General features: G+C 74.3%; 20 protein-coding genes, 1 pseudogene and 1 riboswitch. Of the genes and pseudogenes, 11 read left to right on the top strand and 10 right to left on the bottom strand.

The features are described from left to right. Window positions 1–204 precede the first annotated feature (204 nt). The 3 genes from amrb99_RS01850 to amrb99_RS01860 form a co-directional block, all read right to left on the bottom strand. A complete protein-coding gene (locus tag amrb99_RS01850) occupies window positions 205–2,088 on the bottom strand; it encodes a PAS domain-containing protein (RefSeq protein ID WP_190851237.1) in 1,884 nt (627 codons plus the stop codon). 176 nt (window positions 2,089–2,264) lie between these two features. Then, on the bottom strand, window positions 2,265–3,635 hold the full coding sequence (locus tag amrb99_RS01855) for a cytosine permease (protein WP_190851249.1): 1,371 nt from the start codon (window positions 3,633–3,635) through the stop codon (window positions 2,265–2,267). Continuing rightward, window positions 3,628–3,745, bottom strand: a riboswitch (TPP riboswitch). It overlaps the preceding gene by 8 nt. 61 nt (window positions 3,746–3,806) lie before the next feature. Beyond that, window positions 3,807–4,142 carry a rhodanese-like domain-containing protein gene (locus amrb99_RS01860; protein ID WP_190851396.1) on the bottom strand — a complete coding sequence of 112 codons (336 nt, stop codon included), beginning with the start codon at window positions 4,140–4,142 and terminating at the stop codon, window positions 3,807–3,809. A gap of 46 nt (window positions 4,143–4,188) precedes the next feature. Between amrb99_RS01860 and amrb99_RS01865 the strand changes: the two genes are divergently transcribed. Next, entirely contained in the window at window positions 4,189–4,650 is a 462-nt protein-coding gene (locus amrb99_RS01865) for an SSI family serine proteinase inhibitor (RefSeq protein WP_190851252.1), read from the top strand. A gap of 75 nt (window positions 4,651–4,725) precedes the next feature. Here amrb99_RS01865 and amrb99_RS01870 read toward each other — a convergent pair whose 3' ends face one another. Further along, window positions 4,726–5,589 (bottom strand): DNA-formamidopyrimidine glycosylase family protein, encoded by an 864-nt coding sequence (locus amrb99_RS01870; protein WP_190851254.1) that lies wholly within the window; start codon window positions 5,587–5,589, stop codon window positions 4,726–4,728. A gap of 428 nt (window positions 5,590–6,017) precedes the next feature. Here amrb99_RS01870 and amrb99_RS01875 point away from each other — a divergent pair, with 428 nt between their 5' ends. The 4 genes from amrb99_RS01875 to amrb99_RS01890 all read left to right on the top strand — a co-directional run bounded on the left by amrb99_RS01875 (window position 6,018) and on the right by amrb99_RS01890 (window position 9,979). Next, entirely contained in the window at window positions 6,018–6,224 is a 207-nt protein-coding gene (locus amrb99_RS01875) for a heavy-metal-associated domain-containing protein (RefSeq protein ID WP_190851256.1), read from the top strand. A 48-nt stretch (window positions 6,225–6,272) separates the two neighbouring features. Continuing rightward, window positions 6,273–7,217 carry a hypothetical protein gene (locus amrb99_RS01880; RefSeq protein WP_190851260.1) on the top strand — a complete coding sequence of 315 codons (945 nt, stop codon included), beginning with the start codon at window positions 6,273–6,275 and terminating at the stop codon, window positions 7,215–7,217. A 31-nt stretch (window positions 7,218–7,248) separates the two neighbouring features. After that, entirely contained in the window at window positions 7,249–9,570 is a 2,322-nt protein-coding gene (locus amrb99_RS01885) for a heavy metal translocating P-type ATPase (RefSeq protein WP_190851264.1), read from the top strand. A 172-nt stretch (window positions 9,571–9,742) separates the two neighbouring features. Then, window positions 9,743–9,979 (top strand): hypothetical protein, encoded by a 237-nt coding sequence (locus amrb99_RS01890; RefSeq protein ID WP_190851268.1) that lies wholly within the window; start codon window positions 9,743–9,745, stop codon window positions 9,977–9,979. A gap of 6 nt (window positions 9,980–9,985) precedes the next feature. Here the strand turns inward: amrb99_RS01890 and amrb99_RS01895 are convergent, their stop codons facing one another. From amrb99_RS01895 to amrb99_RS01905, 3 genes are all read right to left on the bottom strand, one after another. Beyond that, a complete protein-coding gene (locus tag amrb99_RS01895) occupies window positions 9,986–10,555 on the bottom strand; it encodes a TetR/AcrR family transcriptional regulator (RefSeq protein WP_206699742.1) in 570 nt (189 codons plus the stop codon). Window positions 10,556–10,773: 218 nt separating this feature from the next. Next, window positions 10,774–11,412, bottom strand: a complete 639-nt coding sequence (locus amrb99_RS01900) for a response regulator transcription factor (RefSeq protein WP_347256492.1) — start codon at window positions 11,410–11,412, stop codon at window positions 10,774–10,776. Between the two features lie 8 nt (window positions 11,413–11,420). After that, entirely contained in the window at window positions 11,421–12,725 is a 1,305-nt protein-coding gene (locus tag amrb99_RS01905) for a histidine kinase (RefSeq protein WP_190851275.1), read from the bottom strand. A 110-nt stretch (window positions 12,726–12,835) separates the two neighbouring features. Between amrb99_RS01905 and amrb99_RS01910 the strand changes: the two genes are divergently transcribed. Genes amrb99_RS01910 through amrb99_RS01925 form a run of 4 tightly spaced genes read left to right on the top strand, consistent with a single transcriptional unit; the run spans window position 12,836 to window position 16,345 of the window. Further along, window positions 12,836–13,393: a hypothetical protein gene (locus amrb99_RS01910; RefSeq protein WP_190851277.1), complete on the top strand. Its 558-nt coding sequence runs from the start codon at window positions 12,836–12,838 to the stop codon at window positions 13,391–13,393. Further along, window positions 13,390–14,469 (top strand): peptidoglycan-binding domain-containing protein, encoded by a 1,080-nt coding sequence (locus amrb99_RS01915; protein WP_190851279.1) that lies wholly within the window; start codon window positions 13,390–13,392, stop codon window positions 14,467–14,469. Before amrb99_RS01910 ends, amrb99_RS01915 begins: the two co-directional genes overlap by 4 nt. Continuing rightward, on the top strand, window positions 14,466–15,161 hold the full coding sequence (locus tag amrb99_RS01920; protein ID WP_190851281.1) for an ABC transporter ATP-binding protein: 696 nt from the start codon (window positions 14,466–14,468) through the stop codon (window positions 15,159–15,161). The genes amrb99_RS01915 and amrb99_RS01920 overlap by 4 nt, the downstream gene beginning before the upstream one ends. Continuing rightward, window positions 15,158–16,345 carry an ABC transporter permease gene (locus tag amrb99_RS01925; RefSeq protein ID WP_190851283.1) on the top strand — a complete coding sequence of 396 codons (1,188 nt, stop codon included), beginning with the start codon at window positions 15,158–15,160 and terminating at the stop codon, window positions 16,343–16,345. The genes amrb99_RS01920 and amrb99_RS01925 overlap by 4 nt, the downstream gene beginning before the upstream one ends. Window positions 16,346–16,422: 77 nt before the next feature. Here the strand turns inward: amrb99_RS01925 and amrb99_RS01930 are convergent, their stop codons facing one another. The 3 genes from amrb99_RS01930 to amrb99_RS01940 form a co-directional block, all read right to left on the bottom strand. Then, a complete protein-coding gene (locus amrb99_RS01930) occupies window positions 16,423–17,031 on the bottom strand; it encodes a transcriptional regulator (RefSeq protein ID WP_190851285.1) in 609 nt (202 codons plus the stop codon). A gap of 266 nt (window positions 17,032–17,297) precedes the next feature. Then, window positions 17,298–19,454, bottom strand: a complete 2,157-nt coding sequence (locus amrb99_RS01935; protein WP_190851287.1) for a bifunctional polysaccharide deacetylase/glycosyltransferase family 2 protein — start codon at window positions 19,452–19,454, stop codon at window positions 17,298–17,300. A 2-nt stretch (window positions 19,455–19,456) separates the two neighbouring features. Then, the gene (locus amrb99_RS01940) at window positions 19,457–20,089 is read right to left on the bottom strand and encodes a hypothetical protein (protein WP_190851289.1); all 633 of its coding nucleotides are present in this window, start codon (window positions 20,087–20,089) and stop codon (window positions 19,457–19,459) included. 127 nt (window positions 20,090–20,216) lie between these two features. Between amrb99_RS01940 and amrb99_RS01945 the strand changes: the two genes are divergently transcribed. Then, entirely contained in the window at window positions 20,217–20,885 is a 669-nt protein-coding gene (locus amrb99_RS01945; protein WP_347256493.1) for an RNA polymerase sigma factor, read from the top strand. Further along, window positions 20,882–21,156: pseudogene (locus amrb99_RS49785) on the top strand (ABC transporter ATP-binding protein); the annotation flags it as partial. The gene amrb99_RS01945 and the pseudogene amrb99_RS49785, both read left to right, overlap by 4 nt.

Consider the following 21,156-nt stretch of genomic DNA (forward strand, 5'->3'; position numbering starts at 1 on the left):
TACGGCGACCATCCATGGATCTATCCAGCCGGAGGACGGGTTACTCCTCGCGCGCGCGTTTCGTCCGTCACACCCGGTGGCCACCGTACTTTCCCGCACGGGGCAACACTGCCACCGGCCAAGATCGCTCAAACCGCGGGCCACATCGGACTCACCCGGCCGCAGCCGGAGCGCTGTCCTCACGGTAAGTGACCGACCGGGCGGTCATTCGGCCGGCAGGACCAGCCGCATGCAGGTGCCCGGCTTGTCGCCCGTGCCGGGGTGCGCCGAGATCGTCCCGCCCTGCGCCTCGGTCAGCCGCTTCACGATGTAGAGCCCGAGGCCGATGCCGCCGAACCGGCGCCGGTCCCCCGCCTCGCCCTGCACGAACCGCTCGAAGATCCGCTCGTGGTCGCCCGGCCGGATGCCGATCCCCTCGTCCTCGACCGCCACCGCGATCCCCGCCGGGCTAGCCTTCGCGCGGACCCGGACCGTCCCGCCGTCCGGGCTGTACTTGAACGCGTTCTCCAGCAGCTGCCCGAGCACGATGTCGGTCGCCATCGCGTCGCCCCGGCAGCGCGGCAGGCCCGGCTCGATCTCCAGCTCCACCCGGTGCAGCGGCGACAGCGACCGGAACCCCGCGACGACGCCCTCCAGGACCCGGGTCAGGTCGAACGGCTCGACCGTCACGGCCAGCTCGTCGGCGCCCGCGCGGGAGCCGAGCAGCAGGTGCTCCACCAGCCGGCCGAGCGACTGGGCGCGCTCGGCGATCGTCGCGACGGCGGCGCGGCGGTCGGCGTCGGTCAGCTCGTCCCACCGGTTGACCAGCGTCGACGCGAACCCCTGCACGACCGTGATCGGGGTGCGCAGCTCGTGGCTGGTGGTGGCGAGGAACAGGTCCTTCGCCTCCTCCAGGGCCTTGGCCTCCGTCACGTCGCGGAAGTCGACGACCAGCTCGCCGGTCTCCTCGATCTCCGCGGCCAGCACGTTCAGCCAGACGCCCGACTCCAGCGGGAACGTCAGCATCTCGCCGAGCGCGGGCATGTCGAACGGCAGCGGCCGGCCGATCGCGTCCTCCGGCGGGACCCCGGTGAGGGCGTGCGCGGCCGGGTTCCACTGCCGGACGACGAGGTCGTGGTCGAGCACCGCGATGCCGTCCGCGCTGGAGTCGATCACCGCGCGCTCGTGCGCCCGCTGCCGGACGACCTCCGCGTACGCGACGGCGTTGCCGACCGCCACGCCGGCGTGCCCGGCGAGCAGCTCCAGCAGCTCCAGCTCGGTGTGCCCGATCTTGCGTCCGGAGAACAGCGCGTACAGCGCCCCGTACGGGCGGTTCTGCAGGTAGGACAGGCCGAGCGCGACGGTGTGCAGGCCGGGCAGCTCGGACCAGACCAGGTCGCCGAGCCGCTGCTCGCCGGTCGCGAGCTTGACCGTCTTGCCGGACCGCAGCAGCTCCCCGACCAGGCTCGGGCGCAGCTCGGCGGTCGTCCCGCGCAGGTGCTCGGGCAGGCCCGACGTGCTGACCAGCCGCAGCCGCTGCCCCTCGATCCGGACGAACCCGCCCGCGTCCGCGCCGGTCAGCTCGATCAGCGCGGTCGTGATCCGGTCGAGCACGACGGCGAGGTCCAGTTCGGCGTTCAGGTCGGCGACGATGTCGTTCAGCCGCCGGACGAGCCGGGCCCGCTCCGTCATGTGGTGCTGGACGATCTCGTCGTCCTCCGCCGGGTGGTACACCCCGACCCAGCCGAGCGGGGTGCCGGCCGGGTCCTTCAGCAGGCTCGTGTCGATCCGCACGTCGATCAGCCGGCCGTCCCGGTGGAACCGGCGGGTCGCGATCGAGATCTGCCCGCCCTCCTTCTCGGACTCGCCCTCGCCGGCGCGCCGGGTGAGCAGCCGCTCCTGGACGGCGTTGTGCTCGGCCTTCAGCTCGTCCGGGACGATCGGCGGGACGCGCCCGACCATCTCCTCGGCGCTCCAGCCGAACATCCGCTCGGCGGCCGGGTTCCACACGGTGACGCGGTGCTTCTGGTCGACGGCCACGATCGCGTCGGCGGCGCTCTCGATGACGGCGCGCGCGATCGGGTCGTGGACGTGCTGCACGCCTGTCATCGTGCCACCGGAGCCCGGTGCGGCGCCGGGCAACCGGCGCCGAAAAGTTCCCACCAGGCGACCCCCGCGAAGGGAGGAACGCCACTTCAGGGGCCCGGGGACCTCGGGATCGGCCATCTCCGTCGTGCCTTTCCGGCGGGGCGCGGCGCATCCGTCGGCGCGCGGCTCCGGCAACCCTACCGCCGGGTAATACCGGGCCGGCGGGCGGCGCCCGTCCGGCCGATCAGGAGCGTCGCGGCGGCCGCGACGAGGAAGGAGAGCAGCGACGCGCTCATCCAGCTCTGCGGGGTGAAGTGCAGCGCGTCCCGCACGTGCTGCCACAGGTCCGTCCACCAGCCGATCGTCCCGGAGTTGATCAGCTGGTAGGCGACGATGCCGACCACCCAGGCCGCGATCATGCTCCACCGGGACGGCGCGGCGCGGCTCGCGTCCCAGCCGCCGGCGCGGCCCCGGCCCAGGAAGAAGTCCGCCGCGAGCACGCCCAGCATCGGCACGAACACCGACCCGATCAGCGACAGGAAGCCCGCGTAGTCGTTGATGTCCAGCACCAGCGCCAGCACGGTGATCCCCGCGCCGAGCGCGACCGACAGGACGCGGCGGTCGGCGCGCGGCACCAGGTTCTGGATCGACACGGCGGTGGAGTACACGTTCGCGAACGACTGGTCGGCCTCCCGGAGCACGAACACCGCGAAGAACACCGCGCCCAGCGCGACGTGCAGGAACGGGTCGAACACCTTGCCCGTGTCGCCGCCCACGAGCGCCAGGGCCAGCAGCCCCAGCACGTACGCGACGATCTGCGTGACCGAGTACCCGACCGACGCCGCGCCGAACGCCCCGCGCGCGCTCTTCGCGTGCCGGGTGTAGTCGGCGGCGACCGGCACCCACGAGATCGACACCGCCAGCGCCGCGTCCGCGCCGATCCAGAACCCGTGCCACGACCCGTGGTTCAGGTCCGGCAGCGGCTGCCGGACGAGCTGCACGTAGAAGTAGGCGAGCGCGACGATCACCGCGACCGTCACGTACCGGCGCAGCAGCCGCACCGACCCGAGCGGCCAGATCGTCAGCACGGTCGTGAGCACCCCGGCCGCGACGACGTACCCCCAGCGGGGCACCCCGTCCCACAGCTCGCGCGCCGCGTCCGCGATCACGATCAGCTCGAACGTGCCCCAGCCGATCAGCTGCGCGATGTTCAGCACCGTCGGCACGTACGACAGCCGCGCGCCGAACAGGCCGCGCAGCAGCACCATCGCCGGCTGGCCCGTCCGCGCGCCCGGCGCGGCGGCCAGGCCGAGCATCAGCCCGCCCAGCACGGTGCCGACGATCATCGCGACGATGCCCGCCGCGATCGCCAGCGTCGGCGTCCCGGCGGCATCGGGCGCGAGGACGGTGTAGGCGCCGGAGAAGGCCAGCAGGCTGACCCCGAGGTTCGCCCAGAACGCGCTCTGGTCCCAGAAGCCGAGCACCTTCGGGGCGGGCTCGTCGAGGGTGTACGGGACCTCGTTGCGCGGGCTCTCGTGCGCGAGGGTCTTCTCGACGTCGGACGTCACGGGACACGCTCCCTACGCCGGCATTACCCGGACAGGTTCATGCGGTCGGCGACGCCAGGAAGGCCGCCCTCTCAGCCCGGCTCATGGCCCGAGCTCCCGCGGTTATCGGTCGGCACCGATCGTACAACCGCCCGCAACCCCTACAAAGGGGGCGTATTTCCCGGAGGGCGGTCAGGCCACGTAGGGCTCGCCGTCCCCGCCGTTCTCCATCGGGCGGCCCGCCTCGGCCCAGCCCTTCATCCCGCCGTCCACGTTCTTCGCCAGCCAGCCCGCCTGGTTCAGCGCCACCGTCACCTGCGCCGACCGCGCCCCCGACCGGCAGATCACGAAGATCTCGCGGTCCCGCGGGATCTCCCCGGCCCGGTCGCCCAGCTGCCCCATCGGAATGTGGACGGCGTCGGGCGCGTGCCCCGCGTCCCACTCGCTCTGTTCGCGCACGTCGAGCAGGTAACCGCCCTGCGGAACGTCGGCGGCGACCACCGCCGGAACCTCGTCCCCGAAAATCATCACACCCCCATGGAACCGCGCGAAGCCCCCCCGCGTCGAATCACGCATGCGGTATCGGACGCTCATCCTCGCCTCGTCCGGGCTCGCCATGATCTTCTCACTGGCCGCCTGCGGCGACGAACACGTCAAGACCCTTCCCGCCGAGCGGCCCTCGGGCACCACCACGGTACGGCCCTCGGGCCCCTCGGCCGACAGCCTCACCATCCAGGTCAAGGCGTCGGCCCAGGCTCCCGCCACGACCTACAGGCTGACCTGCGACCCGGCCGGCGGCGACCACCCGAAGGCCGCCGACGCCTGCGCCGCCCTCACCAAGGTCAAGGACCCGTTCGCGCCCGTCCCCAAGGACCGGATGTGCACCGACATCTACGGCGGCCCGGAGGTCGCCACGGTGAAGGGCACCTGGCGGGGCAAGCCCGTCGACACGACCTTCAAGCGCAACGACGGCTGCCAGCTGCACCGCTGGAGCGAGATCGCCCCCGTCTTCGGCCCCGTCCCCAAGGTCCGCTGAGCCCCCGAAGCCGGCCGGGTTTCCGAGCTTCCGAGGTCGGCCGAGTCCAAGACCGGCCGCCCCGCCCGCCGCGGGCTACTTGAGGAGGCGGGAGAGGCGGCGGTCGGCCAGGGGCTTGCCGCCGGTCTGGCAGGTGGGGCAGTACTGGAGGGCCGAGTCGGCGAACGACACCTCGCGGATCGTGTCGCCGCACACCGGGCATTTCTCGCCCTTGCGGCCGTGCACGCGCAGGCCGGTCTTCTTCTCGCCCTTGAGGTCCTGCGCTTCGAGGCCGCGCGAGCGCTCCACCGCGTCGCGGAGGGTCGTCACGATCGCCTCGTGCAGGACCGCGATGTCGTCGTCGGTGAGCGTCGCGGCGATCTTGAACGGGGACATCTTCGCCACGTGCAGCACCTCGTCGGAGTAGGCGTTGCCGATGCCGGCGATGACGCTCTGGTCGCGGAGCAGCCCCTTGATCTGCGTGCGCTTGCCCGCGACGATCTCGCGCAGCCGGCCGGCGGTGAACGACTCGTCCAGCGGGTCGGGGCCGAGGCCCGCCACGCCGGGCACGTCGGCGGGGTCGCGGACGACGTAGACCGCGAGGCCCTTCTTCGTCCCGGCCTCGGTGAGGTCGAAGCCGGAGCCGTCGTCGAGGTGGACGCGGAGCGCGAGCGGGTTCTTCCCGCCGGGACGGGCGGGTCTCGTCGGCACCTCGTCGCGCCACCGCAGCCAGCCGGCGCGGGCCAGGTGGATCACCAGGTGGATGCCGTCGACGTCCAGGTCGAGGAACTTGCCGTGCCGGGCGGCGCCGGTGACGGTCAGCCCGCCCAGCGCGGTGACCGGCGGGTCATAGGTCTTCAGCGCGGAGATCGCGAGGACGTCGACGCGCGCGACGGCATGGCCGACGACGCGCTCCCGCAGGAACGCCGCCAGCGCCTCCACCTCGGGCAACTCGGGCATCGGACCTCCACTCGCCGATCGTGACCCCTCCAAGGTAAACGCTCCGGCAGCCGTGCGGCGGACCTGCGCAAGCGGGCCCTCCGGGGGCGCGGAACGCGAGACCATCGACGGGAGCGGCGCCCCGCGCCCGGCGACGCGGCGGAGTTGCCCACAGGGCTGGGGAAGGTTGTGGAAAACCTTGTGCATGGCGCGTGATTCGGCGCGCCGGCGGGGCGATCCGCGGTGAATACCTCGACGAATATCGACAAATCGCCGCGCCCCGCCCCGCGAGGCCCCCGGGACAGGGTGTGGATAACTCCGCGCGGCGCGCTGTGACCCGGATCTCGAAATAACCCCTAGGGGGTACGGGTTGTGCGGGGCATCGGCGTTGTGGCACCATGAGGCCACCGAGATACCCCCAGGGGGTACACGATGAGGGAGGACGAGAGATGAGCACCGCCACCTACACCGTCACCGGGATGACCTGCGGCCACTGCGTCGCCTCCGTGACCGAGGAGGTCGAGCAGGTCGCCGGCGTCACCGCCGTCGACGTCGACCTCAAGACCGGCCAGGTGACCGTCACCAGCGAGGCCCCCGTCGACGACGCCCTGATCAAGAGCGCCGTCGAGGAGGCGGGATACGCCCTGCAGGCCTGACGCCTGCCGCCCTGCGCACCAGGGCCGAGACGAGTGGAGTGAAGGACGATGAACACCGCGACCAAGCTGGGCGCCTACGTGGCGGCGCTGGCCGTCGTCTTCGGCGGGGCCGCCGCGATCGGCACCGCGGCCGGCCCGGTCGGCAAGGCCGACGAGGGCGGGCACGGCGGGCACGGCTCGCACGGGTCCCACGGCGGGACGGCGGCGGCCGCGGCCGTCCCCGGCGGGCTACAGGTCAGCCAGGGCGGCTACACCCTGCACCCGCGGACGACCGACGTGCGGCCGGGCGTGCGGACCGACTTCCGGTTCACCATCGACGGCCCGGACGGCCGGCCCGTGACCAGGTTCACGCCGCTGCACGGCAAGCGGCTGCACCTGATCATCGCGCGCCGCGACCTGTCCGGCTTCCAGCACCTGCACCCGACCGAGGTCGGCGGCGGCGTGTGGGAGGTCGCGGTCGTCCTGCCCAAGGCCGGCGCGTACCGGTTCTTCACCGACGTCCAGCCGGAGGGCGCCGAGGAGGCGCTGACGCTGGGCGTCGACGTCGCCGCCGCGGGCGACTTCCAGCCCGTCCCGCTGCCGGGGCCCGAGCAGGTCGCGAAGGTGGACGGCTACGAGGTGCGGCTCGCCGGCGCGCTGGCCCCGGGCAGGTCGAGCAAGCTGACGCTGTCGGTGAGCAAGGACGGCAAGCCGGTCACGGACCTGGAGCCGTACCTGGAGGCGTACGGGCACCTGGTCGCGCTGCGCCAGGGCGACCTCGCCTACCTGCACGTCCACCCGGACGGCGAGCCGGGCGACGGCAAGACGAAGCCGGGACCCGACATCACCTTCTACGCCGAGGCGCCCAGCGCGGGCACGTACCGGCTCTACCTGGACTTCCAGCACGGCGGCAAGGTCCGCACGGCGGAGTTCACCGCGACGGCGGGGCCGTCGCCCGCGCCCGTCCAGCAGGGCGAGCCGCAGGGCGAGGGCCACGGCGAGCACACCCACTGACATCCCGTACGGTCGAAGCGAAGGAGGAGCGATGACCACCGGCGCCGTGCCAGAAGCGGAATCCGGGCGGATCGAGCTGGCGATCGGCGGGATGACGTGCGCGTCGTGCGCCAACCGCATCGAACGCAAGCTGAACAAGCTCGAGGGCGTCACCGCCACGGTCAACTACGCCACCGAGAAGGCCCGGGTCGAGTACCCCGCCGGGGTGTCCCCGGAGGACCTGGTCGCCACCGTCGAGGCGGCGGGCTACACCGCCGAGCTGCCGGCCCCGCCCAAGGGCGAGGACGCGCGGGGCGAGCAGGACGAGCCCGACGACGGGCTCACCACGCTGCGGCAGCGGCTGATCATGTCGGTCGTGCTCGCGGTCCCGGTGATCGCGATGGCGATGGTCCCGGCGCTGCAGTTCGACAACTGGCAGTGGCTGTCGCTGACGCTGGCGTCGCCGGTCGTCGTCTACGCGGGGTGGCCGTTCCACAAGGCCGCGTGGACGAACCTGCGGCACGGCGCCGCGACGATGGACACGCTGGTGTCGGTCGGCACCCTCGCCGCGTTCGGCTGGTCGCTGTGGGCGCTGTTCTTCGGCACCGCGGGCGAGACCGGCCTCAAGCACGGGTTCGAGTTCTCCATGACCCGCTCGGACGGGTCGATGAACATCTACCTGGAGGCCGCGTCCGGCGTCATCGCGTTCATCCTCGCGGGCCGCTACTTCGAGGCGCGCTCCAAGCGCCGCGCGGGCGCCGCCCTCAAGGCGCTGCTGGAGCTCGGCGCCAAGGAGGTCTCGGTCGTCCGCGACGGACGCGAGGAGCGCATCCCGGTCGAGCGGCTCGCGGTGGACGACGTGTTCGTGGTCCGTCCCGGCGAGAAGATCGCGACGGACGGCGTGGTGACCGAGGGGTCGTCGGCGGTGGACGCGTCGCTGCTGACCGGCGAGTCCGTCCCGGTGGAGGTCGCGCCGGGCGACGCGGTGGTCGGCGCGACGGTGAACGCGGGCGGGCGGCTGCTGGTCCGCGCGACGCGGGTCGGCGCCGACACCCAGCTCGCGCAGATGGCGCGGCTGGTGGAGGACGCGCAGACCGGCAAGGCGCAGGTGCAGCGGCTCGCCGACCGGATCTCCGGGATCTTCGTCCCGGTGGTGATCGCTCTGGCCGTCGCGACGCTGGGCTTCTGGATCGGCACCGGCTCCGGCCTCGCCGGGGCGTTCACCGCGGCGGTCGCGGTGCTGATCATCGCCTGCCCGTGCGCGCTCGGCCTGGCCACCCCGACCGCCCTCATGGTCGGGACGGGGCGCGGCGCGCAGCTCGGCATCCTGATCAAGGGCCCGGAGGTGCTGGAGTCGACCCGCCGGATCGACACGGTCGTGCTGGACAAGACCGGCACCGTCACCACCGGCCGGATGGCGCTGGTGGACGTCCACACCGCCGGCGGCGCGGACGAGGCGGAGGTGCTGCGGCTGGCGGGGGCGCTGGAGAACGCGTCCGAGCACCCGATCGCGCAGGCCATCGCCAAGGGCGCGACGGAGCGCGTGGGAACGCTGGGAACGGTCGAGGACTTCGCCAACGTCGAGGGCCTGGGCGTGCAGGGGGTCGTCGACGGGCACGGGGTCCTTGTCGGCCGGCCGCAACTGCTCGCCGAGTGGTCGCAGCACCTGACCGCCGCCCTGGAGCGGGCCATGGCGGAGGCGCAGGCCCTCGGCCGGACCGCCGTCGCGGTCGGCTGGGACGGCGAGGCACGCGCGGTGATCACCGTCGCGGACCAGGTCAAGCCGACCTCGGCGGAGGCGATCGCGCAGCTGCGGGCGCTCGGGCTGCGGCCCGTCCTGCTCACCGGCGACAGCGAGACCGTCGCCCGCACGGTGGCCGACGCGGTCGGGATCGAGGAGGTCATCGCCGAGGTCCTGCCGCAGGACAAGGTCGACGTCGTCAAGCGCCTGCAGGGCGAGGGGCGGACGGTCGCGATGGTCGGCGACGGCGTCAACGACGCCGCCGCGCTCGCCCAGGCCGACCTCGGCCTGGCGATGGGCACCGGCACGGACGTGGCGATCGAGGCGTCCGACCTCACCCTGGTCCGCGGCGACCTGCGGGCCGCGGCGGACGCGATCCGGCTGTCCCGGCGCACGCTCCGCACGATCAAGGGCAACCTGTTCTGGGCGTTCGCCTACAACGTGGCGGCGCTGCCGCTGGCGGCGACCGGGCTGCTCAACCCGATGATCGCGGGCGGCGCGATGGCGTTCTCCTCGGTCTTCGTGGTGAGCAACAGCCTGCGGCTCCGCCGGTTCAAGGCGCTGAACGGCGACCCGGCGGCGTCCCCGGCGGCCGCCGTCCCGGCCCGCCGGGAGGTCCGGGCGGCCCACTGACACCGCCGATGAGCGCGCGGTCCCCCGCCGGGGGCCGCGCGCTCGCTGTTTCATGTGAAACCCGCACGGTCGCAGGGGATCCGCGGACGACGCCGCGCTCCAGGCGCTCGGCCGCGCCGCCGCCGACCGCTTCGCGCTCGGGGCGCTCGGCCTCCGCGAGACGCTGCGCTGGATGTCGGGCCTGGAACCGGGTGTGGGCGCCAGCGTCATCAAGGGCGGCGGCGCGCTGGCCGACCGGGAGCGGACCACCGCCGCACTCGGCCTGCTCGGGCCGGAGGGGACGCTGGGCAACGGTCCCGGCGGCCTGGTGCGGGACGAGCTGGGCCTGCCCGGCCTGCTCCTCGGCGGCGGGACCGTGGAGATCCGGCTCAACGTGATCTCCGGGCGCATCCTCGGGCTGCCGCGCTGACCGCGGTCAGCCGGCCGCCTCGGCCTTCTCCATGACGAGCCGGGTGACGCCCTCCATGCGCCGGGTGGCCTCCTCCAGGCCGGCCCGGCCCGTGACCAGGTCGGTCACGCACGTCGTCAGGACCGAGTCGAGCGTGATCTGCACGTAGGGCGCCTGCTCGGGGGCCACGGCGGCCAGCAGCCGCTCCAGGACCGCGCTGCTCGCGGAGCCCATCTGGTCGAGCACCCCGATCACGTCGGGATCGGTGGAGGCGATCATCTGGATCATCGTCTCGGCCGTCCGCGGGCTGCGGTAGAAGACCCGCAGCGCGCGCCGGTAGTAGTCGATCGCCATGCTGGAGGGGTCCTCGTCGGCGGCGTGGCTGCGTCCGAGGACCCGGCGGGTCAGCTCCTCCTGCCACTCGGCGAGAGCGGCGGCCATCAGATGCTCGCGGGAGCGGAAGTAACGGTAGGCGGTGCCGACGCCCGACCGTTCCGCGACCTCGCGCATCTGCAGGTTCTGCGGGCCGACCTCCTGCACGATCTCGGTCACGGCCTCGATGAGCCGGGCCCGCCGCACCAGTTGCCGGCTGGTCATGCTCTCCACACGCATCGCCGACGGCCCGGTCCCCGTCGTCGTTCGGTCCGGCTAGGCGGCCCCTTCCCGCTCACGCCCCCGGGCGGATGGAGCATGGAGATCCACGGGAATTCCAGAACAGCGTTTCTGTCGCAGCAAGCGGCCGGACGCCCGGAGTCGCAGGTCACGGCCGTCGGCGAGTTCGACGATCCGCACGTGGTCCTCCCGCAGCCGGCGCGCTAGACGACGCCGTTCTGGTGGGCGTAGATGACGGCGTGGATGCGGTCGCGCAGGCCGAGCTTGGTGAGGATCCGGCTGACATGGGTCTTCGTGGTGCCCTCGGTGATGAGGAGGGCCTCGGCGATCTCGGCGTTGGACATCCCCCGGGCGATGAGGACGAGGACCTCGCCCTCGCGCGGGGTCAGCATCGCCAGGCCAGGGGCGTGCGCCGCGCGCGGGGCGGTGTCGACGAAATGGCGGATCAGCCGGCGGGTGACGGTCGGGGCGGCGACGTTCTGGCCGGACGCGACCGTGCGGACCGCCGTGACGAGGTCGGCGGCGAGGGTGTCCTTGAGGAGGAACCCGGCGGCGCCCGCGCGCAGTCCGGCGTAGACGTACTCGTCCAGGTCGAAGGTGGTCAGGATGATCACGTGCGGCGGGCCGTCCGGCGCGGCGCGCCCGCGCAGCCGCCGGGTCGCCTCGATGCCGTCGATGCCGGGCATCCGCACGTCCATCAGGATCACGTGCGGGGACGTCGCGGCGGCGGTGGCGAGGACCTCCAGCCCGTCGGCGGCCTCGCCCACCACGCCGATGTCGCCGGTCTCGTCCAGGATCATGCGGAAGCCGGTGCGGACCAGGGACTGGTCGTCGGCGATCACCACCCGGATCATGCCGGGGCCGCCAGCGGCAGGACCGTGGTGACCTCGAAGCCGCCCCGGTCGGCCGGCCCGGCGTGGACGGTGCCGCCGAGGGCGGTGACCCGTTCGGCGATGCCGCGCAGGCCGTTGCCGAACACCGGTGGCCGCCCCGTGCCGCCGGTGTCGTGCACCCGGATGGTGAGTTCGCCGCCGGTGAAGTCGAGGCCGACGCTGCACGAGCAGCCCGGGTCGGCGTGCTTGAGCGTGTTGGTCAGCGCCTCCTGGACGATCCGGTACGCCGACAGCTCGATGCCCGCCGGCAGCGTCGCCGGCTCGCCCGTGATCTCGAACGCGACCGGCCGCCCGCTGGCGCGGACCCGGTCGATCAGCTCGGGCAGCGCGGCGAGGCTCGGCTGCGGGGCCAGTTCGGCCTGCGTGCGGACCAGGCCGAGCAGCCGGCGCATCTCGGCGAGCGAGGCGCGGCCCGTCGTGATCACGTTGTGCAGGGCGGCCTCGCTGCGTTCGGGGTGGCGGCGCAGCGCCGCCTGCGCCCCCTGCGCCTGGACGACCATCACCGACAGGCCGTGCGCGACGACGTCGTGCAGCTCGCGGGTGATCCGCCCGCGTTCGGTCGCGACGGCGAGGGCGGTGCGCTGCTCCTGCTCGCGTTCCAGGTCGGCGGCCCGCGCCTCGATGACGGCCAGGTGCGCCCGCCGCGTCCGGGCGTTGTCGCCGGCCGCCCAGGCGATGCCGAGCAGCAGCGCCGGGACGGCCGCGTCCGACAGGGCCTGGAGCACCGCGCCCCACGCGGAGGGAAGGAAGTCCCCCTTGCGCGGGCCGAGGCGGCCCAGGCGGATCGCCTCCAGCGGCTCCACCAGCGCGAGCAGGCCCAGTCCCGTCTCAAGGGCGATCAGTAACGCCACCGACGCCCTGCGGGTCGCGGCGGCGCCGGCCAGCCCGTACACCGTGACCAGGACGCTCAGGTCGAGCGGCAGCAGCGGGAGATCGTGGCCGAGCCCCGATCCCGGTCTCAACGGTTTGGCGAACACCACGGCGGGCCAGCCGGTGAGGTGCGAGGCGACGCCCGCCGCGGCGAGGACCACGGCGGCCACCGGCAGGCGGCGCCGGACCAGGAGCGCCGCGACCAGCAGCCCGCCCGCCAGCCACCAGAAGGCGATGTGCACCCGCCAGCCTGCCTCGGAGCCGTAGACCATCGTCATCTTGGCCTGGGTCGGGGTGTGCAGGCCCGGGTCGGCGCCGAGCAGCGCGCTCGCCAGGGCGAGGACGGCCGCCGCCGCGGAGTCGAGCAGGAGGGGGCCGGCCCGGGGACGCATGGCTGAAGGGTATGACGCCGCGGTCGCGAGCGGATCTGTCGGAAGATGTACGCGGGGGTCCGCCTCGCGCCAGACGCGGACGGGCGGCGCGGACGCCCACCCTGGCGGACATGAACAGACTCGCCCCCGCGGCGCTGGCCGCAGCGTCGGTGCTGGCCCTGGCAGGGTGCGCCTCCGGTCACGGCGCGGCGTCCGCGTCCCCCTCGTCCAGCGCCAGCAACATGCAGCAGGTGCTCGCGCTGGGCAGGAGCATGTCGCAGTGCGCCCGGGCGCACGGCTACCCGACCTTCCCCGACCCGAAAGTGAACGCCACCGGGGACGACATCACCTTCTCCCCGGCCGGCGGGCCCGACCAGACGAAGACGATCTTCCAGGCGCTGGAGAGCGTCCCGGAATGCAAGGCGATCCTCGACCGGATGAACTCCACCGCCAAGAAGCGGTCCGGGAGGGACAACCGGCAGGAGCCCAAACCGAAGGACGTCCCGGCCCTCAAACGGTTCGCCCAATGCGTCCGCGAACACGGCATCCCGGAATGGCCCGACCCCAAGGCCGACGGGTCCTTCCCGCTCCACGGGACGGCGATCGAGGCGGAAGGCAAGTCGCAGCGCCTCCTCCAGGCCACACAGCCCTGCCAGCGGTACTGGTCGGGAAGGATCGCCGTCTCATGAGGGCCGTCGTGATCGCGGCGACCGGGGTCGCGGTCGTCGCCGCGTCCGGCGGGATCTGGGCGGCGAGCCGGGGGGAACCGGCGCGCGGGGCGGGCAAGGCGCCGGTGGCGGTGACCGCGGTCCCGGTGCGGCGCGGCGACATCGTCTCGCGGGTGCCGCTGTCGGGGACGCTCGGCTACGACGGGACCGTCTCGGTCGTGAACCAGCTGGCCCCCGGGGTGGTGACGGCCGCGCCCGCGGCCGGCTCGTTGATCGGGCGCGGGTCACGGCTGTTCGCCGTCGCGGGCACCGACGCCGTCCTGCTCTACGGACACGTCCCGGCCTACCGCCCCTTCACCTGGGGCATGACGGCCGGCGCCGACGTGCTGGAGCTCGAACGCAATCTCGACGCCCTCGGATACGCGCCCGGCACCGTCGACCGGCACTTCTCGGCCGCGACGGCGGCGGCCGTGCGCCGGTGGCAGAAGGCGCGCGGGCTGCCGCCGGCCGCCCGGACCGGGGAGCTCGCGCTCGGCGAGGTCGTGTTCCTCCGCGGGCCCGTCCGCGTCTCCCATGTGGACACCGGCGCCGGGGCGTCGGCCGGGCCGGGGACGCGGATGCTGTCCGGCACGTCGACCGTCAAGGTCGTCCGGGTGTCGGTGACGGCGGACCGGCGGGCGCAGCTGCACGCCGGCGACCCGGTGCAGATCACGATGGTCGGCTCGGACGGCGTCGTCCAGGGCCGGGTCAGGACGCTCGGGAAGGTCGCCGCGGCGCCCGAGGCGCCGCAGGGCGCGCCCCCGGGGCCCGCCACGGTGACCGTGACCATCACGCTGGTCAGGCCACCGCGGGTGTTCGCCGACCTCGACCAGGTGCCCGTGCAGGTCGCGATCGAGAGCGAGCGGCGGCGCGACGTGCTGACGGTTCCCGTCACGGCGCTGCTGGCGCGTCCCGGGGGCGGCTACCAGGTGGCCGTCCGGGACGGGGCCGCGCGGCGCCTCGTCCCCGTCACACCCGGGCTGTTCGACGACACGACCGGGACCGTCGAGGTGACCGGCGTCGGCGAGGGCACGCGGGTGGAGGTGCCCGTCTCATGAGCGACATCGTGTTGAGCTTCACCGAGGTCGTGAAGACCTATCCCGGGACGCCGCCGGTGGAATCGCTGCGCGGAGTGGACCTGGCCGTGCGGTCCGGAGAGATGACCGCGGTGGTCGGGCCGTCCGGGTCGGGCAAGACGACGCTGCTCAACCTGGCCGCGGGACTGGACCGTCCGACGGGCGGATCGGTGTCGCTGGGCGGCGAACGCATCGAGACGCTGCCGGACCGGCGGCTCTCGGGGCTGCGCGCGCACGCGGTCGGCGTCGTCTTCCAGCGGTTCTTCCTGCTCGACCACCAGACGGCGGTGGCGAACGTCGCGGACGGACTGCTCTACCGGGGCGTTCCGCCGCGCCGCCGCAAGGCCGCCGCGCTGGAGGCGCTGGACCGGGTCGGCCTCTCCGGCAGGGCCGGCCATCCGGCCCGCGTGCTGTCGGGAGGCGAGCGCCAGCGGGTCGCGATCGCCCGCGCCCTCGTCGGCCGCCCCGCCCTCGTGCTGGCCGACGAGCCGACCGGCAACCTGGACTCGGCCACCGGCGACCGGATCCTCGCACTGCTGCACGACCTCAACGCCGGCGGCGTCACCCTGCTGGTCATCACGCACGACGCCCATGTCGCGGACGCCTGCGGCCGCCGCGTCGAACTGCGCGACGGCCGGATCACCGCCGACGAACCGGCCGGGGGCCGGGCATGAGCGCGTCGCGGTTGCGGGCGGGCGACCTGCTGCCCCTGGCCACCGTGGGCCTGCGGAGCAGGCGGCTGCGGACGGCGCTGTCGACGCTCGGCGTCGCGATCGGGATCGCGGCGATCATCGCGGTGCTGGGCATCACCCGCTCCAGCCAGTCGCAGCTGCTGGCCCGCGTCGACCGGCTCGGCACGAACCTGCTGACGGTGGCGACCGGCACCGACCGCGGCGGCGCCGAGGTGCCGCTGCCGCCGACCGCGACCGCGAGCGTCGCGCGCACCGACGGGGTCACCCGGGTCACGGCCACCGCCGACCTCCCCGACCTCGCCGTGTTCCGCACCGACCGCGTCCCGGGCGGCCGCACCGGCGGGCTCGACGTGCGCGCGACCGAGCCGTCCCTGCTCGCCACCCTGGACGGCCGCCTGGCCGCGGGCGCGTTCCTCACCGAGGCCACCGGACGCTATCCGGTGGTCGTACTCGGCCACGACGCCGCCGAGGGGCTCGGCATCGACCGGGTCGACACCGCGACGCGGGTCTGGCTCGGCGGACGCTGGTTCACCGTCGCCGGCATCCTGCAGCCGCTGGAGCTCGCGCCCGAGATCGACCGGGCGGCGCTGATCGGCACCGCGGCCGCCGCCGGGTTCGGCTACACCGGGCACCCGACGAGGCTCTATCTGCGGGCGGACACCGGCCGGGTCGACGCGACCTCCGGGCTGCTGGCCCGCGCCGTCGACCCGGAGGCCCCCGACACCGTGGCCGTCACCCGGCCGTCCGACGTGCTGGAGTCACGGCTGCTCATCGCCGGTTCGACGACGGCGCTGCTGCTGGGGCTCGGCGCCGTCGCGCTGCTCGTCGGCGGGATCGGGATCGCGAACGTCATGGTCATCTCCGTCCTGGAGCGCCGCGGCGAGATCGGGCTGCGCCGCGCGCTGGGCGCCACCCGCCCGCACATCGCGGCCCAGTTCCTGCTGGAATCCCTGCTGCTGTCGGCGCTGGGCGGCGTCGCCGGCGTCCTGCTGGGCACGCTGATCACGTTCGCGACCGCCGCGCAGCGTCACTGGCACCCCGAGATACCGGCGGCCGCGGTCGGCGCCGGCCTCGCGGCGGCCGTCCTCATCGGTGCCCTGGCCGGCCTCTATCCCGCCGCCCGCGCCGCCCGGCTGCCCCCGACCGAGGCCCTCCGCGCGGCCTAGTTCCGCACGCCCGGCCCAGGGCCCTCGACCGGCGGCCCGGACCCGGTAAACCTCGGCGGTCACCGATCTAGAGGGGGTTAGCGGGGGACGTCCCAGAAGGCGAGCTCGTGGCGCATGCCCTCCAGGAACAGGCGCTCCGCGCGGGCGGGATCGGCGCCGGACTCGTCGATCATCTGGGCGATGCGGCGGGTCAGCTCCGCGAAACCGGGGTCGGAGTAGGTGTCGACCCAGCGGCGGTAGCGCGGCTCCGCCGGCGGGTCCTCGGCGAGGCGGGCGCCCAGCGTCGAGTAGCCCCACATGCAGGGGTAGAGGGCGGCGAGCCCGTCGCCGTAGGCGGCGGCGCTGTCCAGCAGGAACGCGGTGTAGGCGGCGCAGGGCGGCCCCTTCCGGGCGCCGTCCAGGTCGGCGCCGAACTCCGCGGACAGCGACCGGTGCAGGTCCAGCTCGTCGTGGTAGGTCGCGTGCGCCAGGTCGACGAGATCGCCGAGGTGCGCGGACGGCGCCTGCCAGGCGAGCCGGGAGAACACGCGGACGTAGTCGTGCAGGAACAGGTAGTCCTGTTCGAGCCAGGAGCGGAAGACCGCCTCGTCCAGGTCGCCGTTCGCGATGCCGGCGACGGTCGGGTGCTTCAGCTGCTCCTCGACCAGCGGACGGCCGAGCTCCTCCAGATGCGCCGCGAGGCTCATGCGGGCCAGTCTGGCATCCCCCGGACGCGGGCGGATCCGGCGTCTTCCCCCGGACACGACCAGGCCCCGCCGGGTCTTGCGGCCCGGCGGGGCCCTGGTCAAGCACCGGTGTGCGGGTCGCCTCTCGGCGAAAGGCTCAACACGGCTCCAGCCGGACGGTATTCCGTGAAGGCGATAGGTGAGGCCCGGGGACACCAGGCACACCGGCTGTCATGTGTAACCCCTGGGGCCCCCGGGATTGTTCCCGCCCGCCGGATCGGATTCCGTCAGCGGGCGGACGCGGGCTGCGGAGGGACGTCGGAGAACGTGCCGGTGCGGCGGATCGTGTGCCAGCCGAGCCGGGACCCCAGCAGCGCCGTGACCACCGACTGGACGACGACCAGGTACATGAGCTGCCGGTACACGAACTGCTGGAGGGGCAGCGCCCACAGCGGGCGGACGCGCTCCCCGTCCAGCCAGAGCGCGTACGCGCCCGCGGCCGTCTGCGCCGCGACGAACCCGGCCCACAGCAGGATCGGCTCCACCGGGTTCAGGAAGACCAGCCCGAACAGTGCGAACAGGTCGACGGCGGGCGCGAACAGCGGCAGCAGCACCTGGAACACCGCCAGGTAGGTGAGGCAGCGGCGGCCGAACCGGCCGGACGGGCCGCGCTCCACCAGCGACCGGCGGTGCTTCCACATCGCCTGCATCGTCCCGTAGCACCAGCGGTACCGCTGCCGCCACAGCTGCCGCAGCGACGACGGCGCCTCCGTCCAGGCGATCGCCTTCTCCTCGTACACGACGCGGTACCCGGACCGGCAGATCGCCATGGTGAGGTCGGTGTCCTCGGCGAGGGTCTCGGCGGGGACGCCGCCGACGCGCGCCAGCACCGAGCGGCGGAACGCGCCGATCGCGCCCGGGACGGTCGGCATGCACTGCAGCACGTCGAACATCCGGCGGTCGAGGTTGAAGCCGATCACGTACTCGATGTGCTGCCAGCGGCCGAGGAGCCCGCCCCGGTTGGCGACCTTGGTGTTGCCGCTCACCGCGCCGACGCGCGGGTCGGCGAGCGGCCCGACGATGTGCCGGAGGGTGTCGCGCTGGAACACGGTGTCGCCGTCGACCAGCACGAGGATCTCCGCGCGCGCCACGGCCGCGCCCGCGTTCAGGGCGCTGGGCTTGCCGCCGTTGGGCTTGCGGACGAGCCGGACGCCCGGCAGGGCGAGCCCCTCGACGATCGCGGCGGTGCGGTCGGACGACCCGTCGTCCACCACGATCACCTCGAACGCGCCCGGATAGTCGGTGTCGAGCAGCGAGCGGACCGTCGCCGCGATCCCGGCCTCCTCGTTGTAGGCGGGCACGATGACGGAGATGTCCGGGTACGGTCCAGGCGGCGCCGGCCCCGCCCGCGGCCCCCGGCGGGACGCCCCTCGGCGGGACGGCCGCCGGACGCGCCGGACGTGCACGTGCGCGAACACCAGCAGCAGCACGAGCCTCAGCACGTACAGGGCCCCGGCCACGCCGAACAGCGCGCCCAGCCAGCCGGTGAGCGCGGACGCGGTCCGCTGCGCGGCGACCAGCGTCCAGCCGATCGCCTTCTCCCGGCCCGAGACGGCGATGTCGGCGGCGGGCATCCGCATCGCCTGCGACAGCGTGGTGAAGCGGTAGCCCTGCGGCTGGAGCCGGTCGATGATCTGCTCGACGGCGGCGACGGTCTGCGCGCGGTCGCCGCCCGAGTCGTGCAGCATGACGACGGCGCCCTGGCCGCGCCGCTCGGCCGCGAGCGCGGTCTTGACGATCTCGGCGGTGCCGGGCCGCCGCCAGTCCTCGGTGTCGCGGTCGGTGAGCACGACGACGTAGCCGTCGGCGCCCGCGCGGCGGGCCGCCCCCCACTCCGGCGCGGTCAGGCCGTCCGGGACGGAGGAGTACGGCATCCGCATTAGCCGCGTGTGGACCCCGGCCGCTCCCGCGAGCGCGCGCTGCGTGAGGTCGAGTTCCAGGCGCGCGCGCCAGGCGGGGGCGGTGGCGAGGTCGACATGGGTGTAGGTGTGCGAGCCGATCTCGTTGCCCTCGCGCAGGATGCGGCGCGTCAGCCCCGGGTTCTCGGCGATGTGCGCGCCGACGGCGAAGAAGGTGCCGTGCGCGCCGTGGCGGCGCAGGACGTCGAGGATCCGCGGCGTCCAGGTCGGGTCAGGGCCGTCGTCGAAGGTCAGCGCGATCGTCTTGGCCGGAGTCCGCAGCGAGTGCGGCGTTCCGCCCGCCATGTTGAGCACCGGTCCGCCGGAGGTGATCGCGGACGGCGCGGGAACGGGGTGTGCGGGGTCCTTGCGCGGTGCCTCCCCGACCGCGCCGTGCGCGTAGCCGTCCAGCAGCAGCAGGACGGTCAGCGCCAGGCCACCGAGGAGCAGCAGGACCCAGTGGCCCCGCGGTTCGCCTCGCCGCATGCTCAGGCCGGCTTCTTGGTGTGCCCCCACGCGGGCGGGGTCGCGTGGGAGTTGCCCGGCCGGCTCGTGGACGTGGTGGCCGAGGGCTTGGCGCTGGGCGCGGACGACGCGGACGGCGCGGCCGTCGTCACCGGCTTCGACGTCGCGGAGGGCGCCTTGGGCGACGCCCCCGACGGGACGGTGCGCGGACGCCGGCTCGGCGACGCCCCACCAGGCTCAGCCACCACGCCCTGCTTTCCGGCACGCGCGCTGGCCGGCTGGTGCCCGCCCACGCCGGGATGCGCGGACGGCGCGTTCCACGGCGTCCCCGGCACGGCGGCGCCCGTCGCCGCCCCGATGCCCAGCGCGCCGAGGAAGACCACGAGCAGCGCGCCCGCCAGCAGCCCGATCCGCCGGGCCAGCCGGTGCCGCCGCCCGGTCGCGTCCACGAACACCGGCGCTCCGTCCGGCGCGGTGGCCCCGGGACCGCCCGGGCGCACGCCGTCTGGGGGTGGGGCGCCCGTCGTGGACACGGCCTGCGTCAGGGGCACGGTGTGCAAGGGGTGCGCGGCATGGTCCGGGAATCCGGCGCCGCCCGGCGCGGCGCCGGATTCCTCGTCCGGGCCGTGCCGGTGTGCAGGCAAATCACGGATCATGTCGTCCATCACTTCGCATCAGGGGACGAACGCCGCGCGCGCTTTGGCGAGCGGCCGTTCAGAACGGTCAGCGCCGAGCACCTCGTACATGTCACACCACTCCTGAATTGCCTGCACAATGACGCACGTGACGCGAGCGCGGCAGGAGGGTGCGGGCGGCGAGGACGACCTCGACCGCGCTCTTCGCGCGGCCCAGGAAGGGGACGAGGAGTCCTTCCGGGTGCTCTACCGCGACGTCCAGCCCCGGCTGATCCGCTTCGCCGGCGCGCTCGTCGGCGCGGACGCCGAGGACGTGACGTCCGAGGCGTGGCTGCAGATCGCCCGCGACCTGCCCGCCTTCCGCGGCGACATCGACGGGTTCCGCGGCTGGACCGCCACGATCACCCGGCACCGCGCGCTGGACCACCTGCGCCGCCGGTCCCGCCGCCCGGCCGCCGACGCGCCGGCCGAGGAGCTGCTCACGCTCGCGGCGCCCGCCGACACCGAGGCGCTGGCCCTCGACGGCATCGCCACCGAGGACGCGCTGCGGCTGATCGCCGGGCTGCCGCGCGACCAGGCCGAGGCGGTGCTGCTGCGCGTGGTGGTGGGGCTGGACGCCAAGTCCGCGGGGAAGGTGCTCGGGAAGCGGCCGGGCGCGGTCCGCACCGCCGCCCACCGGGGCCTGCGCCGCCTGTCCGAGCGGCTCGCGGGGTCCGCCGCCGCGGTCTCCGGGACCGTTCCGGCGCCGCAGGCGGGCTCGCTGCCCGCCGCCCGAAGTGACAAAAGCGGCGGTACGGGCGCTGAAGGGGTGAGATGAGCGACCATCAGCGAGCCCGACGGCTCGATCAGCGCACCGCCGAGCGGCTGCTCGGCGGGGCTCCGGCGCGCCCCGCGAACGGCTCCGCGGGCGGCTCCGCGGGCGACACCGCCGACGGGCATGACGCGCTGCGCGCGCTGCTGTCGGCCGCCGCCGCCACCGACGCCGAGATCCGCGACGCCCTGCGCCGCGCCCGCCTCCTCGACTGGATCGAGTCGCTGCCCCGCGGCCTCGACACCCGCGTCGGCGAGCACGGCGCCCAGGTGTCCGG

Origin of the sequence: Actinomadura sp. RB99 (genome assembly GCF_014706005.1) — a bacterium.
In the GTDB taxonomy this organism is placed as follows: Bacteria; Actinomycetota; Actinomycetes; order Streptosporangiales; family Streptosporangiaceae; genus Spirillospora.